Here is a 19229-nt window from a genome sequence, read left to right on the forward strand (position 1 = left end):
CGTTTCATGGCTTGAATCGCGTGCCGGTTCGGCTAGTTTGCGCGGATTGCAATTACTCCTTCACCGAAACGAAATCGAATGACTGCTCAACCACGTAAAGTCCTGCAAGGCGCAACCGGCGACTGGGAAGTCGTTGTCGGGCTGGAAGTCCACGCCCAGGTGTCTTCCAATGCCAAGCTGTTCTCTGGCGCGTCGGCCGAATATGGCGCCGGGCCGAACGAGAATGTCTCGCTCGTCGATGCGGCGATGCCGGGCATGCTGCCGGTCATCAACCGCTATTGCGTGGAGCAGGCGATCAAGACCGGTCTGGGCCTGAACGCCAAGATCAACACCTGGTCGCGCTTTGACCGGAAGAACTATTTCTACCCGGACCTGCCGCAGGGCTATCAGATTTCCCAGTACAAGGACCCGATCGTCGGCGAAGGCGAGATCGAGGTCGAGCTGGACGACGGCGAAGTGATCAAGGTCGGGATCGAGCGCCTGCACCTGGAGCAGGACGCGGGCAAGTCGATCCACGATCTCGCGCCGAAAGAGTCTTATGTGGACCTGAACCGTTCCGGCGTCGCGCTGATGGAGATCGTCTCCAAGCCGCATATGCGTTCCGCGGAAGAGGGCTCGGCCTATTTCTCCAAGCTGCGCACCATCGTGCGCTATCTCGGCACTTGCGACGGCAACATGGAGCAGGGCTCGATGCGGGCCGACGTGAACGTCTCCGTCTGCCGCGCCGGTGGCTATGAGAAGTTCCTGGAGACCGGCGATTTCAAGCATCTGGGTACACGGACGGAAACCAAGAACGTCAACTCGATCCGCTATGTGCGCCAGGTCATCGACTATGAAGCGCGTCGCCAGATCGAGGTGCTGGAGGCTGGTGGCCAGATCGACCAGGAAACGCGCCTGTTCAATGTCGCGACCGGCGAGACGCGGATCATGCGGACCAAGGAAGACGCGCATGACTATCGCTATTTCCCGGACCCGGACCTGCTGCCGCTGGAATTTTCCGACGAGTGGGTCGAGGAAATCCGCGCGACGCTGCCTGAACTTCCCGACGAGAAGAAGCGCCGCTTCGTCGAGGAGTATGGCTTGCCGCTCTATGATGCCACGATCCTCGCCATGGATCGGGAGAAGGCTGATTTCTTCGAGGCGGTCGCCAAGGGCCGCGATGGCAAGATGGCGGCCAACTGGGTGATGGGCGATTTCTTCGGTGCCCTGAACAAGATGGACCGCGACATATCCGACTCGCCGGTTTCCGCCGACCAGCTCGGCGGGCTGATCGACCTGATCGCCGACAAGACCATCTCCGGCAAGATCGCCAAGGATGTCTTCGCCATCATGCTGGAAGAGGGCGGTGACCCGGCAGAGATCGTCGAGAAGCGCGGCCTGAAACAGGTGACCGACACCGGCGCCATCGAGAAGGTCGTCGACGACATCATCGCCGCCAATCCGGATCAGGTCGCTCAGGTGAAGGAAAAGCCCAAGACCATGGGCTGGTTCGTTGGCCAGGTGATGAAGGCGACCGGCGGCAAGGCCAACCCGCAGGCGGTCAACGACATCCTGAAGGCCAAGCTGGGCGTCGAATAGGATGCTGGCGCGGGACGAGGGGGCAAAGCCCGCAAAAAGCCCGGAAAAGGGATTCCAGCCGTTTTCCCTGCCCGGTGTCCTCGTCCTCACCGCGCTTTATGGTCTCGTCCATTCGCTGATCCGTCTCATTGCCGGGTTCCAGTTGGCGATGGACGACCCGAAGGAAAACGTCTTCACGCAGGAGCTGCGCTGGGGATACCTGCCGGACAATCCGCCCCTGTTCGAATGGTCGCTGACGCTGGTCCAGCAACTGACGGGGCCGGGGCTCGTCTCCTTCCTGATCGTCAAATACGGGCTGCTGGTCTTTTCGGCTGGCTTCCTGTTCCTTGCCGGGCGACGGCTGTTCGGCGGTGATGCGGCGGGCCAGCGCTGGGCGGCGATCACCGTTTTTTCCGCGTTGCTGCTCTACCAGATCGGCTGGAACTATCATCAGGCGTTCACCCATTCGCTGGTGGCCATTGCCGCGACCTGCTTTTCCTTCTGGGCACTGATCAGGCTGCTGCAGGAAAAGCGGTGGGCGGATTACCTCATCTTCGGGGCGTCGGTCGGGCTGGGCCTGATGGCGAAGTACAATTTTGCAGGCTTTCTCGTGGCCGTCGGCATCCCGATCCTGCTAGATCGCGACATGCGTAGGATCATGCTGCATTGGCGCATCGGTGCCTCTGTCGTCATTGCGATCCTTCTTCTGTTGCCCCACCTGATCTGGCTGAACGCTCACCGTGAATTGCTGGAGCTCTATGCCGGCTCGAAGCTGGGCCTCAATGGCAGTCATCTGGAACGGGTCGGCGAGGGACTGGGGAACGCGATCGGTGCCATCCTGTCCTTCTATGTGCCTTTTCTGCTCATCGTTGCGGTGATCGCCCGCAAGGCGTTCACCCGCACAGCGATAGTCAGTGACCCGCTCTTGCAGCTTTGCAGGCGGTCCATTCTCGCCAGCATCGCTGTCATTCTTGCCGGGGTGTTGCTGCTTGGCGTTTCCAACGTCACCGAGCGCTATGTCGTGCCGTTCTTCCTGCCGGGCTTTTTCTGGATGATGGCGCGGGTCCGCGTTGCTGTTGCGGAAAAAGGCGATGGAACATGGGTGAAAATGCTGATCGGGGCGGTCGCGGTGATGGCTGTGCTGCGCGTCGTCAATGTCGGCTGGGCAGGCCCGCCGGTCTGTGACGAGTGCTGGCGCTGGGTGCCCTATGATGCGCTGGAAAGTGCCATCGAGGAAGAAGGCTTCGAAAAGGACGGCATCTATATCGCCTATGAGGAGAATACGGCGGGCAATCTGCGCCGCCTGCTGCCGGACGCCCATGTGCGCTCCATCAACCTGCTTTTTTACAATCCGATCGATACACAACAGGGGCGCACCTGTTACTTCGTCTGGTCGGAGGAACTGCTCGGCCAGCCGGTGCAGGACCGGTTCAGGGCCATTTCCGAGGCGCCCGGCACACGCATCGTCGATGCGCCATGGAAGCATCCGATTCGCTCAAATGGTTGGCGTAGCACGCAATGGGGCATATCGCCGGTGCCTGAAACAGATCCGTTTTACGGTAATTTCTGTACGGACAAACCATGGCCGTGAGGGCGTCTCAATCCTTAACGGCTTCTAAAAACTCCGTAAACAAACCATAAATTTGCCGTTTACGTGATCTTCACCCTGATCCTGACATAGTCGGCGTGGTTAACGGGCATTAGGCCTGTTCGACCACACTGTCTGGAAGAAGGAGAGGGGCAAAATGTCCATCAGCATTACACCGAATACCCTGCAAGGGGCCGAAAAACTGCTCAGCGCCGACGACATGTATCGTCTGGGCCTGGAGGCATCCACACCGGGCGCCGAGGATTATGATATCGTCAAGGCGCATAAATGGTTCAACCTGTCCGCCATGAAGGGCAATCCCGATGCGCGTTTCTATCGCAAGGAATTGCTGCTGGAGATGACCACTGACCAGGTCGCCGAAGCCCAGCGCATGGCGCGCGAATGGCTGTCCAACCGCCAGGGCGCTATGTCTCTCTAAGGCCTGTTCTGCCCGAAAGGCAGATTAGGGCAAGCTTGCGGGGCAAAAGGCCGGTTTTGGGGCGGTCGTGCGCCATTAAATGCTATGAAAATATAAAAGGCTGGCACTTTATCTTCCCGGGCGAACAGGCTATAAGTCTGTTTTTCAAATGCGAACCGGAAGGTGAGGCCAGTGAAACTGATCACAGCAATTATCAAACCGCAAAAACTGGATGAAGTGCGCGACGCGCTTGGCAAGGTCGGCGTTCAGGGCATGACCGTCAGCGACGTAAAAGGCTATGGCCGCCAGAAGGGCCATGCCGAGGTTTATCGCGGCACGGAATACCAGGTGAATTTCATCCCCAAGCTGAAGCTGGAAATCGCCGTTGCTGCCGGCATTGCCGACCAGGTGGTCGAGGCGGTGGTCAAGGCGGCCGGGTCCGGCTCCATTGGCGACGGCAAGGTCTTTGTCGTCGATCTTGAAAAAGCTGTCCGCATCCGGACTGGCGAAGTCGACGAATCCGCTCTGTAAAGAGCACCCTTTCAGACAGGGTTTTACCAGCGCCGCCCGGGCAACCGGCGGCGCTGTTCTTTTATCGGTCCATGCCCGCAGCGGCGTAGATCGCATCGATCAGCGCCATGTTGGCGACCGCATCGGACGGGGGCAGGACCGGTTCGGCTTCCCCCTTCACCAGGCGGATGAAATGGTCGAGCTGGTGGTCGTAGGTCGTATCGCCATCGACGGTTTCGACATCATCCTGACCGTGCACGCGCATTGTGACCTGGTGGCCCTTGTGCGGGTGCACGAAGTTTGCGTAATGCAGGATGCCTTTCTCGCCGGTCAGCTTCACGCTCGCCTCAAACTCGATATCCTCGCGCATGGAGGAATGAATGTGCGCCGACACGCCGCCCGGGAAGGTGAGGTATGCCTCCATGCCCATATCCGCGCCCTTGCCATTGTCTTCGGCCACGGCACGTTCGACCGCCGGTTCGCCCCCGGCAATGGAGCGCAGGGCGTGGAGGCAGTAGCAGCCAAGGTCCATCAGCGAACCGCCGCCCAGTGCCGGATCATGACGCAGCTCGCCATCGCGGTTGGGGATGGTGACGGTGAAGACGCTCTCCATCTCGCGCAGCGTGCCGAGGCGGCCGTCGCGCACTATGTCCAGCACGCGCTCAAACGCCGGGTGGAAGCGATAGTGAAAGGCTTCGAGTAGCACTGTGCCGCTTGTCGAGGCCGCATCAGCCATTTCCTGCGCCTCTGCCGCGTTCATCGCAAACGGCTTCTCGCACAGCACATGCTTGCCGGCCTTCAGGGCACGGATGGTCAGGTCCTTGTGCCGGTTCGGGGGGAGGGCGTTGTAGACGATGTCGATATCGTCGGCCTCGACCAGCGCTTCATAGCTCGTTTCGCAGCGCTCGATCGCATGCTCGAGGATATAGGCCTCGCCACGCTCGACATCGCGGCAGCTGGCGGCAACGATTTTGCAGTCATCACGCTTTGCGACCTGCGGGATGAGGGCTGTCGGGGCGATTCTCGACGCGCCCAGCAGTCCGATTCTCAGCATTCCTGTCTCCTTGGCATTGGCGCTCAGCCCTCGAGGCTCTCGCGCATCATTTCCAGTTCCAGCCAGCGCTCTTCCTTCTCGGCGAGGCTCGCCTGCGCTGCCTCCAGCGCCTGCGTTGCTTGTCTGAATTTGTCCGGGTCCTTCATGAACAGGTCGGCATCGGCCAGCACTTTCTCATAGGCGGCAATGTCCTGTTCAAGCTTCTCCATTTCGCCGGGCAGCGTATCGAGCGCGTATTGATCCTTGTAGGACAGTTTCGCCTTCTTCTGCGGCTGTGGCGGCGGAGAAGCCTTGTCCTGTTTCGGCTTGTCGGCAGGTTTTTCCGATACTGATGCTTCGCGCACCGGCATCTCACGCTTCTGGCGCATCATGTCGGTATAGCCGCCGGGCCAGACACGCCACGTGCCGTCGCCTTCAGGGGCGATAGTCGCGGTCACCGTGCGATCGAGAAAATCCCGGTCGTGGGAGACGAGCAGCACAGTGCCTTCATAGGCGGCGATCATTTCCTGCAAAAGGTCGAGGGTTTCCAGGTCGAGATCGTTGGTCGGCTCGTCGAGCACCATCAGGTTGGAGGGCTGGGCGAGAGCAATCGCCAGCGCCAGTCGGCCGCGTTCGCCGCCGGACAGGGCAGATATTTGCGAGCGCGCCTGTTCCGGCTGGAACAGGAAGTCCTTCAGATAGCTCATCACGTGTTTCTGTTGGCCACCGACAGAGACCATGTCGCCGCGCCCGCCGGTCAGCGCATCCATCAGCCGCGTTTCCGGCTTCAGGCTGTCGCGTTTCTGGTCGAGAGTGATGACATCGAGATTGGTCCCGATACGGATCGACCCGCTGTCGGGCGCCAGCTCGCCGATCAGCATTTTCAGCAGCGTCGTCTTGCCGGCACCGTTCGGGCCTGCGAGGCCGATACGATCGCCGCGCTGGATGCGGATAGAGAAGTCCTTCACAATGTCGCGCCCGCCATAGGACTTGGCGAGGTGCTCGGCCTCGATCACCAGCTTGCCGGACTGGCCGCTTTCGCTGGCAGCGAGTTTCGGCCCGCCCTGGACTTTCACGATCTCGCGGCGCTGGGCACGCAGCTCGCCGAGTTCCTTCATGCGGCGCACATTACGCTTGCGCCTGGCGGTGACGCCATAGGTGACCCAGTGTTCCTCGCGCACGATCTTGCGGTCGAGCTTGTGCTGTTCCAGTTCTTCCTGTTCCAGAACCGTGTCGCGCCATTCCTCGAATGCGCCGAAACCCTGGTTCAGCTCGCGCGTCTGGCCGCGGTCGAGCCAGATCGTCCGTGAGGTGATGTTCTCCAGGAACCGGCGGTCGTGGCTGATCAGGACGACGGCGGAGCGGGTGGCTTTCAGTTCGGCTTCCAGCCAGTCTATGACCGGCAGGTCGAGATGGTTGGTCGGCTCGTCCATCAGCAGGATGTCAGGCTCAGGCGCCATGACGCGGGCGAGCGCGGCGCGTCTTGCCTCGCCGCCGGAAAGCTTTGCCGGGTCTTCCTCGCCGGTCAGGCCCAGTTCGGACAGCAGGTAATCGATGCGGTATTCCTCATCGCCCGGCGTCAGCCCGGCGGCGACATAGTCGCGGATCGTCGCATGGCCGGAAAAATCCGGCTCCTGTTCCAGATAGCGCACGGTCACGTCCGGCTTGATCATGCGTTCGCCGCTGTCTGCCTCGACAAGGCCAGCCGCGATCTTCAGCAGGGTCGATTTGCCCGAGCCGTTGCGCCCGACAAGGCATAGCCGGTCGCGCTCCTGCACGAACAGCTCGGCCCCCGTCAGCAGCGGGGTGCCGCCGAAGGTCAGGGCGATATCGCGAAGGGTGAGCAGGGGAGGCGTCATGGTTTTGCCTGACTAGATAGAAAACGGCGGAGGTCCGGCCTTCTAGCGTGCGCGGTATGGCCCCGTCAAAGCCTTAGAAATGCCCATTTCGTGGTGTTTCATGAGCATCGAGGCGGCGCGTGGGTTGTAATGCCGCAAGGAGATTTGGCCATGTTCAATGAGCATCACGACAAGATCGGTTCAGACGATTATCACAAAGAGCCCTCGCTTGACCTCGTCGGGCTGGTGTTCATCGGTGTCCTCGTTGCGATCCCGCTGGGGCTGTACCTGATAGCGGCGTTCTGACGAAAGCTAGCTGATGCCTAGCTGGTGAGCCGCTTCCGGCAGGTCCTCGCCAAAGGCACGCTGATAGAATTCGGCCACCGTCGGTCGCTCCAGCTCATCGCATTTGTTCAGGAACGTTACCCGGAATGCATAACCGATATTCTGGAAGATTTCAGCGTTCTGCGCCCAGGTGATGACCGTGCGCGGACTCATCACGGTCGAGATGTCGCCATTGATGAAACCATTGCGCGTCATGTCGGCGACACGCACCATCGCGGAGATTTTCTCCCGGCCTTCCTTGCTGTCATAGCTCGGCAGCTTGGCGAGCACGATCGCCGCTTCCTCGTCATGTTCCAGATAGTTCAGCGTGGTGACGATCGACCAGCGGTCCATCTGGCCCTGGTTGATCTGCTGCGTACCGTGATAGAGCCCGGTCGTGTCGCCGAGGCCGATCGTGTTGGTCGTCGCGAACAGGCGGAAATAGGGGTTCGGTGACAGGACGCGGTTCTGGTCGAGCAGGGTCAGGCGACCCTCGGCCTCCAGCACTCGCTGGATGACGAACATCACATCCGGGCGACCGGCATCATATTCATCGAAGACGAGCGCGACAGGGCGCTGGAACGCCCATGGCAGCAGCCCTTCGCGGAAGGCGGTGATCTGCTTGCCGTCCTCGACCACGATGGCGTCCTTGCCGATCAGGTCGATCCGGCTGACATGGCTGTCGAGGTTGATGCGGATACACGGCCAGTTCAGGCGCGCGGCGACCTGCTCGATATGGGTCGATTTGCCGGTGCCGTGATAACCCTGCACCATGACGCGGCGGTTATGGGCAAAGCCTGCGAGGATCGACAGCGTCGTTTCCGGGTCGAAGCGATAGGTCTCGTCGCGCGGGGGCACATATTCATTACCCTCGGAAAAGGCCGGCACAGTCATGTCCACCGGCACACCGAACATCTCCTTGGCGGAGACGGTGATGTCAGGGCTTTCAGCAAAACTGGCGTTGGTATCGATCGACGTCATAAGGCTCTCTTCAACAATAATGCAGCGCAACATCACGCAAACCGGGCGCCTATGCAAGGTGCCGGTTCAGCGCAGTCAGGTGTCGATAGGGTAGTTAGACGAAATTCGCCTTTTTCAAGATCTGGTGCGCCTTGATGACTTCCTGCAGCTGCTCTTCCGCGCCACGGTCGCCTGCGTTCGAATCCGGGTGGAAGCGCTTGACGAGTTCGGCATAGCGCTTGCGGATATCGGAAGCTGAAGAGTTTGGTTGCAGGTTCATCGTCTTGAAGGCGCTGATCTGCAGCTTGGTCAGGCGCCGTCCTTCGCGCATTACCGCCTCGCGGTCGATCTTCGCATCCGGGCTCTGGGCGAAGACACCGAGGGAATCGTTGATGACGGCTTCGTCACCGACGGAGGCGCGGGCAGCGGCAGCAGCGCGGGAGTTCTTGGACATCTCCCATGTCGGACGGTCACCATAGCGGGCCGCCTCGCGGATCTTCTGGGCTTCACTCTCGCTCTTGCCTTCGAAGAAATTCCAGTTCTTGTTATGCTCGCGGGCATGGACCGGGCAGAACCAGAAGAATTCATTGAGCTGGTCTGGCGATTTCGGTGCGCGCACTTCGGCCGGATTTTCGCACTCCGGATGGTCACAGGTGCGCACGTCCTGCTTGGCCCATGACTTGCGCGCAGTGCGCCCGCCCTTGGTCGGCTTGGCGCGGATATCGAAGCCCATACGGGGCTTGTATTCGTAACTCTTTGGCATTGGCGGATTATGGGTGTTTTGCGGGCGATAAAACAGTCTTGACTTGCAGGGCAGTAAGTGGCTTTCTCAGCAGTTTTCTTTTGCCGGAAGGATAATGATATGAGCGTTGCAGAAACCCTGAAAACCAAGCTGGAAGCTGGGCTTTCGCCCACCGAGCTGGAGATAGAAGACCAGTCATACCTCCACAAGGGGCATGCCGGTGCACCGGAGGGCGGCGAGAGCCATTTCCGCGTGCGAATCGTTGCCGCCGCCTTCGAGGGCAAGACCCGCCTGCAGCGTCACAAGATGGTGAATGAAATTCTCGCCGAAGAACTCGCCGGGCCGGTCCACGCGCTGACTATGGTGACGGACACACCGTCCTGAGTGGTGCTGAATCTGAAATCGATTGTAGGCCACCCCAACTACCGTTGATCTGATAGCCGCTTCCTCGCTCTAATCATCGGAAACAAAGAGGAGGAAATCATGTCGACATTGAACAGGCGCGCGCTGCTTGGCGCGGTCGCGGGAACCGCCGGGCTGACGGCTCTGGGACAGGGCTCAACGAGTGCACGGGCACAGACTGCTTCCGGCGGTGACTTGCTCGCGCCAACACCGCCAATGGGGTGGAACAGCTGGAACTCGTTTGCCACTACCATTACCGAGAAACAGGCGAAAGATGTCGCCAGGGTGATGGCAGACAAGCTGCTGCCCTATGGCTATGACGTCTTTACCGTCGACATCCAGTGGTATGAGCCGAACGCAACCGGCTATGCCTATCGCGACCAGGCGGAACTCGCCATGGACGGGTACGGACGGTTGCAGCCCGCGCCTAATCGCTTCCCGTCAGCGCGGGGCGGGGCAGGTTTCAAGCCACTCGCCGATCACATCCACGGCCTCGGCCTGAAGTTCGGTATCCACCTGATGCGCGGCATCCCGCGGATCGCCTATGACAAGGACCTGCCGGTTCTGGGTACGGAATATACCGCCCGCGACATTGCCAATCCGCTGTCGATCTGCACCTGGAATGGCGACATGTATGGTGTCGATATGTCGAAGCCCGGTGCTCAGGCCTATTACAATTCGGTCTTCCAGATGTTCGCCGACTGGGGCGTCGACTATGTGAAGGTCGACGATATCAGCCGTCCTTACGAGGATCACTGGGATGAGGTCGAGGCGATCCGCTCGGCTATGGATGCGACCGGTCGCCCGATGGTGTTGAGCCTGTCGCCGGGCGAGACCAATATCGAATGGGGCGCCCACGCACAGAAATATGCGCAGCTTTGGCGCATCTCCGACGATTTCTGGGACGACTGGCAATTGCTGCATGACCAGTTCGAGCGCCTGCACAATTGGAACGGCTTCCGCCGCCCGGGGGCGTGGCCGGATGCCGACATGCTGCCGCTCGGCACGCTGGCGCTGGGCGACCGCAAGAGCCGGTTCACGCGCGATGAGCAACAGACGCTGATGACGCTGTGGGCCATCGCCCGTTCGCCACTGATCATGGGCGGCGATCTTCGCGACCTGGAAGATAACACGCTGCGCCTGCTGACCAATCGCGATGTCATCGCCGTCAACCAGCACTCCCACAACAACATGCAGCTGTGGAACAATGGTGATCAGATCGTCTGGCGGGCTGAATCGCCCGAGGGCGATATCTATGCCGCGTTGTTCAACCTGCACCAGTGGTCGAGGCCTATAGAGCAGCCGCTGAAGGCGCTGGGTGCGCCCGACACCGCGCGGGTGACGGAGCTTTGGTCCGGCAGGACATCCACCATAAGCGATTCCATTTCGCAGGAGCTGCGCAGTCACGCGAGTGCGCTTTACAAAATTTCAGCGGTCTGAGGTTTTAGCTGAAATCAGGAGCTTGTGTCGGCATTCGGGGCGGCATTGTCTGCTGCCCCGGCGTCCTGTGCCGCCTTCTCGCCACGGGCCCTCAGGTCTGCCTTCTGCATGGTGATCCAGAACGGGATCATGGCGAGGGCAAGCAGGATGGCGGCGGCAAGGAAAGGCGCACCGGCAAATTCGACCGGCGCACCACTGCCGGTGAAATATTCGAACAGGAGCGTCATCGTCAGCGGCGAGGTCATCATGGTGATCGACATGACCGAGGCGATGGCGCCCTGTAGTTCGCCCTGTGCGTTCGACGGGGTCGCCCGGCTCATCAGCCCCTGCATCGCCGGCATCATGAAGCCGCCGAGCGCGCCGATGACGAGCCAGAGATAGACCCAGACACCCGTCGGCGCGAGCAGGGAGTAACCCACAAAAGACGCGATCATCGAGGCTGCGCCGATCAGCACCGCGCGTCGCTCGCCGATGATCGGGATCATTTTCCGCGTCAGTCCGCCTTGCACCACGGCAGCGAGGACGCCGACAAACATCAGCGATGTGCCGACCTCGGCTGGTGACCAGCCATATTTCCATTCGGTGAAATAGGCCCAGATCGCGGGCAGGGAGTTGTGGGCGAACTGCATCACGAAATAGGTCACGAGCACGCCGATCACGATCGGGTATTTCGCGACCTGTATCAGGCTACCGAACGGGTTGGCGCGGGCCCAGGAGAAGGGCCGGCGGTTCTCTTCGGCCAAGGTCTCTGGCAGCACGAAAAAGCCGTATACGAAGTTGACGAAGATGATCGCGCTCGCCGCAAAGAAAGGCAGGCGCGTGCCCATCTCGCCGAGCCAGCCGCCAATGCCGGGCCCGATGATGAAGCCGAGACCGAAGGCGGCACCGAGCAGGCCGAAATTCGCCGCTCGTTTCTCCGGCGGCGAGATGTCGGCGATATAGGCATTGGCGGTCGCGAAGGTTGCCGCGAAAGCACCGGACAAGGCACGGCCCAGGAATAGCCACCAGTATGTCGGTGCCAACGCCATGAGCAGGAAGTCTATCGAATAGCCAAGCAGGGAAAACAGGATCACCGGGCGGCGGCCGAACCTGTCAGACAGTCCGCCGAGGATTGGCGACATGAAGAACTGCATCACGGCATAGACGAACAATAGCGCACCGCCATAGGGCGCCGCCTCCGACACCGACTTGCCGGTCAGCTCCGTCAGAAGTGTCGGCATCACCGGAATGATGATTCCGAGGCCTATGATGTCGAGCAGCACCGTGACGAAAAGGAAGGCCAGTGCATACCTGCCCGGCTTGCGGGAAAAGAGGGCCATGAAAAGGGGTGTGTCCTATTGCTCCAGCGGAGTGACCTTGAGCGCCGTGATCTGGTTGCGGCGGCGCTTCAGCACTTCGAAGCGAAACCCGTGGAAGGAAAAGATCTGGCCGACATCGGGGATGCACTGGCCTTCATGGATGACGAGGCCGGCAATGGTCACGGCCTCTTCGTCGGGCAGGCGCCAGTCCATGGCGCGGTTGAGGTCGCGGATCGTGACGGAGCCATCGACATAGATCGAGCCATCTGCCTGCGGACGCACGCCCTGTAGCGGTTCGTCATATTCGTCCTCGATCTCGCCGACGATCTCCTCGAGGATATCTTCCAGCGTGACAAGGCCCATCAGCGCGCCATACTCATCGACGATCAGGGCAAAGTGCTGCTGGGTCAGCTTGAAGGCGTCGAGCTGTTCCTGCAGCGTCGTCGTTTCAGGCACGAAATAAGGCTCCATGGCCAGCGCCGCGATATCGATCTGGCTTGTGTCCATCTTCACGCTCCACAGGGCGCGCAGAAGGTCCTTGGCGTGCAGCACACCGACGATATTGTCCGGGTCGTCCTTCCACAGCGGAATGCGTGTATGGTTCGAACTCATCATGAAGCTGACGATCTCGTCGACCGGCTGATCGACATCCAGCATCTCGATCTGCTTGCGGTGAAGCATGATCTCCTCGACCCGGATGTCGTCTAGCTCCAGCGCACCGCGGATGATGTCGCGCGCTTCCTTGTCGATCTGCCCTTCCTCGTGGTGCAGGTCGAGAGCGCCCTTGATCTCGTCACTGACCGAGAGTACATCCGCCTGCCGCGACACGTCGAGCCCGAACAGGCGCAGCGAGGAGCGCACGATCCACTGCACGATGGCGGTGACAGGTGCAAACAGGGTCACGACGAGGCGCATCGGCCGGGCGACCAGCATGGCGATGGCTTCCGGTCTCGCGATAGCTGCGGTCTTGGGCGTTACCTCGGCGAAGACCAGGACGAGGATGGTCATGACGATGGTCGCATAGACCTCGCCCGGGCCTTCCGGGAAGAGCGAGATGAACATGCTCGTTGCCAGTGCGGAGGCGAGAATGTTGACGAGGTTGTTACCGAGCAGGATCGCACCGATCAGCCGCTCGCGGTCACTGATCAGCTTGTTGACCGCGCCGGCGGCGCTCGAGCCCTGATCCTCCATTGACCGCATCCGCGCCCGCGAGGTTGCGGTCAGCGCCGTTTCCGAGCCGGAGAAGAAAGCCGACATCAGCAGCAGGCCAAAAATGATAAGGGAAGTTGGTAGTACCTGTTCCATCAGAAATAGCGCTCCAGAAAGCGTGTAACCTTGTCGGGCTCGACATCTTTGGCAATGAACGCATCGCCAAGGCGACGGGCGAGGATCAGTGTCAGCCTGCCATCCTCGACCTTCTTGTCCTGATACATGAGTTTGAGCAGTCCTTCCGGTCCAGCCTCTCGCACACCGGCGAGGGTGGTGATATCGGGCAGCATGCCGCAGGCGGTCAGGTGTGCTTCCAGTCTGCTGGCGTCCTGGCCGGGGCACAGGCCTTCCTCGGCCGAGAAACGAAACGCCATGGCCATGCCGATGGCAACGCCTTCGCCATGGAGAAGGGTGGACGAGTAACCGGTCGCCGCTTCCAGCGCATGGCCGAATGTGTGGCCCAGGTTCAGGAGCGCACGCACGCCACCTTCGGTCTCGTCTTCTTCGACGATACGCGCCTTGGCACTGACCGAACGCGTCACCGCCTCGCGGCGCAAATCGTCGTCACCGGCGAGCAGGGCGGTGCCGTGCTCCTCCAGCCACTCGAAGAACTCGAAATCGCCGAGGGCGCCATATTTGACGATTTCGGCATAGCCTGCCTTCAACTCGCGCTCGGGCAGGGTATGCAACACATCGGTATCGGCCAGCACCAGCACCGGCTGGTGGAAGGCGCCGATGAGGTTCTTGCCGGCCTTTGCATTGATCGCCGTCTTTCCGCCTACGGATGAGTCGACCTGCGCCAGCAAGCTGGTCGGAATCTGGATGAAGCGGCAGCCACGGCGCAGGATCGAGGCGGCAAAGCCGGTGATGTCACCGATGACGCCGCCACCAAGCGCGATGATCGCGTCCTTGCGCTCGACGCCCAGCGCGAGCAGCTGCTCGGTCAGGCTTTCCAGCATCTCGAAGCGCTTGGTCGCTTCGCCGGCGGGCAGGGTGATCATCTCCGCCGCGATGCCGTCTTTCGCTAGGGCAGCCATCAGCGCCTGCCCATGCAGGGCGGCGACATGTTCATCGGTCACGATCACTGTCTTGCGGCGTTGCAATAGCGGCGCGATATGCTCGCCTGCATTGGCGATCAGCCCTGTGCCGATAAGAATATCATAGGCGCGCCCGCCAAGGCCCACCCGTACTGTTCCTGCCTGTTGCATAGTATCAATCCTGTTGGCCCAGTTTTGCCAGCTCGTCCAGTATTCTGTCAGCGGTGACCTTGTGCGGGCCGTCCTTGCTGACAATGGCAAGGTCGGCTTCAGCATAATAGGGTTCGCGTTCGGTCAGAAGGCGGGACAGCGTTTCGCGCGGATCGCCATCTCTCAGGAGAGGGCGGGTGTCACGCTTGCCGGTGCGCTTGAGGATCACATCGATATCGGCCTGCAGCCAGATTGAGATGGCCGTCTCCTTGACCAGCTGCCGCGTCTTCTCGTCAACGAACGCACCACCCCCGGTCGCCAGCACGTGGCGCGGGCCTTTCAAAAGGCGGCGGATCACCCGGCGCTCGCCCTGGCGGAAGGAGGCCTCGCCCAGTTCTGAGAAGATATCGCTGACCGACATGTTCGCGGCTTTTTCGATCTCGTGATCGGCGTCAAAAAAGGGGACATCCAGCATCTCGGCGAGCTTGCGTCCGATAGTTGTCTTGCCAACGCCCATCATGCCCACGAGGACGATGGTTTTTTGCGGAATCTCTCCATATTTCGGTGCGTTAGCGGCAGAATCTGACATAACCGGCATGGCTTTATCCGAAACCGGCGCCCGTTGCCAGCCGTGATCGGGGCGCGAAGCCAAGTTTGCAGGATCATTGCGCCTTTTTCCTGTCACCTTGGCCTGTCACCCTCGTATGAAACAGGGCTAGGGTACCGACCTGTCAGGACGGCAATGGCGATCAGGAGATGAGACTTTGCGTTTCTTCATGTTTTTGTTTGTGCTGTTCATCATGACCTTGATAGTTCTGTATGTCATGGGCGCTAGCCGTACGCCCAACACGAGAATGATTGAGCAGGAGATTGATCTCAATGCCCCGCAACCTGACCCGTAAGGCGCTTCCGGCCTTCTTTCTTTCTGCCTTTGCAAGCGCTGCTGTCAGCGCTGCCGCAGCCCAGACCATCCAGGATATCGGGCCGGTGGCGGTCGAGACGGCCGAATTCGGCCAGAACACGTTCGATATCGGCTCTCTGACGCCGTCGACCGGGGCCCTGTCCTCAAGCCTTTGGCGGGGCACGCAAGCTGATGATGTCGCATTCCTGTTGCAGGCAGTGCCGACTGTTTACTCCAATCCGGCCGAACTGGACCTGCTGCGCCGTGTGCTCCTCTCCGCCGGTCCGGGACCCGAGGGGGCGACGACAGACCTGACGGTCATCAAGCTGCGCACACTCGCCGATGCCGGCTTCTATGAAGAGGCCGCCTCGCTGGCCGAGCTTTCCGGGGGCCTGTCGCGCCAGCCGAAACTGGCCCAGGCCGTCGCCTATGCCGACATGCTGAATGGCGATCTCGCCACCGCCTGCCGCCGCGGCGCTAACCTGCAGACCGGTCGCAGTGAGCCGTTCTGGCTGAAGTTGCGCCTGCTTTGCTATGTCCAGAATGGCGAGACCGCCGCCGCAGACCTGTCGCTCGGTCTGTTGCGCGAGCAGGCAGCGCTCGATGGCAGCGAGGGTCAGCTGTTCACGGCGCTGATCACGGGCAGAACGCCGGACAGTTTCGCTGCACCGCAGACAGGTTTCGACTATGTCGCGGCCCGTCAGCTTGGCGCATCGTTCACGCCTGACCAGCTGGAAGGGGTGAGTGGCAATATCTTGCGCGCTGTCGCCAATGATCCGGCTGCCAGCCTCGACGCGCGCACCTATGCTATCCGCGAGGGGCTCTATTTGGGCATTCTGCGTCCGTCCGATGCCCGCAGCCTCGTCCAGTCGCTGCAATTGTCGCCGGAGCAGATCGCAACGGCCCGCGAAGCGCTTGAGACACGGCCTGAAGACCCGCTGACCCCGCTGCTCGTCTGGCGCGCCGCTGCGGAAATGACAGCGCCGGAATTCACCATAGATCGCACGGCGCTGATCGGCGATGCGCTGCAGTCAGCGCAAACGGCTGAAGAGTTTACCGTCCTCGCCAAGCTGTTCGCGCCGATGGCCGATGAGGTCGAGGTTGTGATCAACTATACGCCTTATGCCATGGAATACGCACTGACAGGCATCGTCGCCCGCAATGAAAGCCTGACGCGCAAATGGATCGGTGCCCTTACAACCGACCAGAGCAATCCCGATGGCGTTGATGAGGCCGGCATGCTGGCATCGCTGCTCAACCTGCGTGACCCGTCCCTGGCGACACGCATTGCCGAGCAGAACGGCATCACTATCGAGCCGATGGAAACCGAGTGGTCGACGGACAGGGCGATTGCCGCCGAGCTGATCCCCGATCTCGTTCGCGTCAGCCTCAACAATGCTCGCGGCGAAGCGGAAGGCGCTGCCGCGCTGTCATGGCTCATCCTTGCACATACCAGCACGGGCAACGGGCCTCTGGGATCTATCCGGGAAACGCTCATGGTGGATGCTGAAGAAATCCTCAGCACGATAGATATCGAGGGCGAACTCGCTTTCGAGGCGAGCCTTGGTCAGGTGATCACAGCCATCGCCGATGCACGGCCGCTCGATGATTTTGGTCCGACTGTCGTCCCGGTGGAATCCAATGGCGCACCTGCGACCGGTCCCCAGTCGCGCATCACGCCGCGTGTCAAACCGGGCGATGAATAATACCTCCGATGCGGGCGATGGTGGAATCGGCACGGCCCGAAGCCTGGCCCACAAGGAAGCCTTTCTGGAAATGATGCTGGTCGAGCGTGGCGCCAGCCCTCGCACGATCCGCAATTACGGGCGCGACCTCGATCGCGTCGCAGCGTTTCTGAAACGGCGCAAGAAAACGCTCTCAACGGCGCATACGGACGATATTCGCTCCTATGTCGAGGGGCTGAAGGCCTCCGGCACCGCCGCGGCGACACAGGCGCTATGCGTTTCCGCCCTCAGGCAGTTCTATGCCTTCCTCTATGGCGAGAAGCTGCGTGCCGACAACCCGATGGAAACTGTCGACCGGCCAAAGACTGTCCGCCCCCTGCCGAAAGTGCTTAGCGGTGAGCAGGTCGACGCGCTGCTGCAGGCTGCCAGCGATGCGGTGGCAGCCGCTGAAGATGGTGTGGAACGGGCGAAAGCCCTGCGCCTCGTTGCCCTGCTTGAAATCCTCTACGCCACCGGCCTGCGGGTGTCGGAACTTGTCGGCCTACCGAAATCGGCGATCCGCGAGGGCCAGCCTTTTCTGTCTGTCATCGGCAAGGGCGACAAGGAGAGGCTGGTGCCGTTGTCCGACCCGGCCATGGCCGCTGCCCAGGCGTGGCTGCGTGAAGGCTGGCGTTTGACGCTGCCGGATGGGGAGGGGCCGTTCAAGCGTTGGCTGTTTCCTTCGCGCGGAAAGACCGGGCACCTGACAGCCGCCCGTTTCGCGCAACTGCTCAAGGACCTCGCCGTCGCCGCTGGCGTGCCGCCATCCGGTGTATCGCCTCACGTACTGCGTCATGCGTTTGCCACCCATCTGCTGGAAGGGGGCGCCGACCTCAGGGCTGTCCAGCAGATGCTGGGCCATGCCGATATCACGACGACGCAGATCTATACCCATGTGCAGCAGGAGCGCCTTAGAAAGCTGGTCCTGGAGAAGCACCCCCTGGCGAAAAAATGATCCGGACTGCTTCCGGTGTTCCGGACCAGCCATATTTCTGCCGTGGCAGCACAAGATGATAATGGCATTGATCACCAAGCCGCCAACACAGGGATATTTCAGGAAAAATGATGTCAGCACTCTTCTGGGCCGGCTTGATCGCCGCCATGGGCAATTCCGAACCAGCAACTGTTGCGGTCGATGAGACTTCAGGACAGAGCTGGGTGCAGGCCTGCGAGGACTGGGACGAGTGGGACAAGCCCGGCCCGCCTTTCAGGGTCTTCGGCAATACCTTTTACGTGGGAACTTGTGGTATCGGCGCAATCCTGATCGCTGGCGATGAAGGTCATGTGCTGATCGATGGCGGAACGGAAGCGGGGGCAGAACTGATCTCTGCGAATATTGAGGCGCTGGGCTTCGACATCTCAGACATCGAAATCCTGCTCTACAGCCATGAGCATTTCGACCATGTGGCGGGGATTGCTGCCCTGCAGGCAGGCAGCGGCGCTCGGCTGCTGGCGTCACCCGCCGCCGCAACGGTTTTTGAAACGGGGGAGGATGCGGCAACAGATCCCCAATATGGTATGCATGAGCCGTTTCCCGCCGCCAGCGTCGATGGCATCGTAGAAGATGGCGACGTGATCGAGCTTGGAGGGATTGCCATCACCGCTGTCTCGACACCCGGCCATACAGCAGGGGCGATGAGCTGGCAGTGGCAGAGCTGCGAGGGCGAGGCCTGCCAGACGATCGTCTACGCCGACAGCATGTCGCCGGTCAGTGCCGACGACTACCGCTTTTCAGATCATCCGGCCTATCTGGCTGCCTATCGCGAGGCGATCGAGAAAGTCAGGGCGCTGGAGTGCACCTTGCTGCTGACGCCGCACCCGACGGCCAGCAGCATGCGGGAGCGCTTACTGGCAGGGAACCTCGCCGATCCTGCCGCCTGCCGCGGCTATGCCGATGCCATAGAGCAGCGCCTGAACAGGCGCCTCACCGACGAACAAGGCGGAAACTGATCGCCTCCGATCCGCCGAATGGCTTGATTTGTATTGATATTTCCTCCTGTGCCGGGCGGTCGAAACTTGGCATTCCCGTCGCATTGGCTTACCTAAGTAGTGAACAGGCGGGCATCTTAGGCCCATCGTAACGAAACCCCTCTAAACC

The 19229-nt window shown here is 60.9% G+C and carries 18 protein-coding genes; 10 read left to right on the top strand and 8 right to left on the bottom strand.

Going from position 1 to position 19229, the window contains the following annotated elements; genetic code table 11:
* Positions 1–78 precede the first annotated feature (78 nt).
* The 4 genes from gatB (at position 79) to FF098_RS05685 (ending at position 4094) form a co-directional block, all read left to right on the top strand.
* On the top strand, positions 79–1578 hold the full coding sequence (gene gatB / locus FF098_RS05670; RefSeq protein ID WP_155138295.1) for an Asp-tRNA(Asn)/Glu-tRNA(Gln) amidotransferase subunit GatB: 1500 nt from the start codon (positions 79–81) through the stop codon (positions 1576–1578).
* Between the two features lies 1 nt (position 1579).
* Positions 1580–3148 carry a glycosyltransferase family 39 protein gene (locus tag FF098_RS05675; RefSeq protein WP_155138298.1) on the top strand — a complete coding sequence of 523 codons (1569 nt, stop codon included), beginning with the start codon at positions 1580–1582 and terminating at the stop codon, positions 3146–3148.
* 154 nt (positions 3149–3302) lie between these two features.
* Entirely contained in the window at positions 3303–3584 is a 282-nt protein-coding gene (locus FF098_RS05680) for a hypothetical protein (RefSeq protein ID WP_155138300.1), read from the top strand.
* Positions 3585–3755: 171 nt separating this feature from the next.
* Entirely contained in the window at positions 3756–4094 is a 339-nt protein-coding gene (locus tag FF098_RS05685; protein WP_166426347.1) for a P-II family nitrogen regulator, read from the top strand.
* 61 nt (positions 4095–4155) lie between these two features.
* On the opposite strand, the gene FF098_RS05690 is transcribed toward FF098_RS05685, so the two are convergent.
* A complete protein-coding gene (locus FF098_RS05690) occupies positions 4156–5127 on the bottom strand; it encodes a Gfo/Idh/MocA family protein (RefSeq protein WP_155138302.1) in 972 nt (323 codons plus the stop codon).
* 23 nt (positions 5128–5150) lie between these two features.
* Complete coding sequence (locus FF098_RS05695) at positions 5151–6965, bottom strand: ATP-binding cassette domain-containing protein (protein WP_155138304.1); 1815 nt, start codon at positions 6963–6965, stop codon at positions 5151–5153.
* A gap of 150 nt (positions 6966–7115) precedes the next feature.
* Between FF098_RS05695 and FF098_RS17835 the strand changes: the two genes are divergently transcribed.
* Positions 7116–7250, top strand: a complete 135-nt coding sequence (locus FF098_RS17835) for a hypothetical protein (protein WP_268235253.1) — start codon at positions 7116–7118, stop codon at positions 7248–7250.
* A gap of 6 nt (positions 7251–7256) precedes the next feature.
* Here the strand turns inward: FF098_RS17835 and cobS are convergent, their stop codons facing one another.
* Entirely contained in the window at positions 7257–8249 is a 993-nt protein-coding gene (gene cobS, locus FF098_RS05700) for a cobaltochelatase subunit CobS (protein WP_155138306.1), read from the bottom strand.
* A 94-nt stretch (positions 8250–8343) separates the two neighbouring features.
* Positions 8344–8991, bottom strand: a complete 648-nt coding sequence (locus FF098_RS05705; protein WP_155138308.1) for a J domain-containing protein — start codon at positions 8989–8991, stop codon at positions 8344–8346.
* A 99-nt stretch (positions 8992–9090) separates the two neighbouring features.
* Here FF098_RS05705 and FF098_RS05710 point away from each other — a divergent pair, with 99 nt between their 5' ends.
* Together FF098_RS05710 and FF098_RS05715 are read left to right on the top strand one after the other, a co-directional pair.
* On the top strand, positions 9091–9354 hold the full coding sequence (locus FF098_RS05710; RefSeq protein WP_155138310.1) for a BolA family protein: 264 nt from the start codon (positions 9091–9093) through the stop codon (positions 9352–9354).
* A 99-nt stretch (positions 9355–9453) separates the two neighbouring features.
* Complete coding sequence (locus tag FF098_RS05715; RefSeq protein WP_155138312.1) at positions 9454–10812, top strand: glycoside hydrolase family 27 protein; 1359 nt, start codon at positions 9454–9456, stop codon at positions 10810–10812.
* A gap of 14 nt (positions 10813–10826) precedes the next feature.
* Here FF098_RS05715 and FF098_RS05720 read toward each other — a convergent pair whose 3' ends face one another.
* From FF098_RS05720 to FF098_RS05735, 4 genes are read right to left on the bottom strand one after another with little or no spacing between them, the layout of a single operon-like run.
* Positions 10827–12131: a TCR/Tet family MFS transporter gene (locus FF098_RS05720; protein WP_155138314.1), complete on the bottom strand. Its 1305-nt coding sequence runs from the start codon at positions 12129–12131 to the stop codon at positions 10827–10829.
* A gap of 15 nt (positions 12132–12146) precedes the next feature.
* The gene (locus FF098_RS05725) at positions 12147–13415 is read right to left on the bottom strand and encodes an HlyC/CorC family transporter (RefSeq protein ID WP_155138316.1); all 1269 of its coding nucleotides are present in this window, start codon (positions 13413–13415) and stop codon (positions 12147–12149) included.
* Positions 13415–14527, bottom strand: a complete 1113-nt coding sequence (gene aroB / locus FF098_RS05730; protein WP_155138318.1) for a 3-dehydroquinate synthase — start codon at positions 14525–14527, stop codon at positions 13415–13417. Before aroB ends, FF098_RS05725 begins: the two co-directional genes overlap by 1 nt.
* Before the next feature lie 4 nt (positions 14528–14531).
* On the bottom strand, positions 14532–15104 hold the full coding sequence (locus FF098_RS05735; protein ID WP_155138320.1) for a shikimate kinase: 573 nt from the start codon (positions 15102–15104) through the stop codon (positions 14532–14534).
* Between the two features lie 281 nt (positions 15105–15385).
* Here FF098_RS05735 and FF098_RS05740 point away from each other — a divergent pair, with 281 nt between their 5' ends.
* From FF098_RS05740 to bla, 3 genes are all read left to right on the top strand, one after another.
* Complete coding sequence (locus FF098_RS05740) at positions 15386–17113, top strand: hypothetical protein (protein WP_155138322.1); 1728 nt, start codon at positions 15386–15388, stop codon at positions 17111–17113.
* Positions 17106–18086 (top strand): site-specific tyrosine recombinase XerD, encoded by a 981-nt coding sequence (locus tag FF098_RS05745; protein ID WP_155138324.1) that lies wholly within the window; start codon positions 17106–17108, stop codon positions 18084–18086. Before FF098_RS05740 ends, FF098_RS05745 begins: the two co-directional genes overlap by 8 nt.
* A gap of 107 nt (positions 18087–18193) precedes the next feature.
* Positions 18194–19081, top strand: a complete 888-nt coding sequence (gene bla / locus FF098_RS05750) for a subclass B3 metallo-beta-lactamase (RefSeq protein WP_155138326.1) — start codon at positions 18194–18196, stop codon at positions 19079–19081.
* The last annotated feature ends 148 nt before the right edge of the window (positions 19082–19229 follow it).

The sequence above is a fragment of the Aquisalinus luteolus genome (assembly GCF_009712425.2).
Classification (GTDB): Bacteria; Pseudomonadota; Alphaproteobacteria; order Caulobacterales; family Parvularculaceae; genus Aquisalinus; species Aquisalinus luteolus.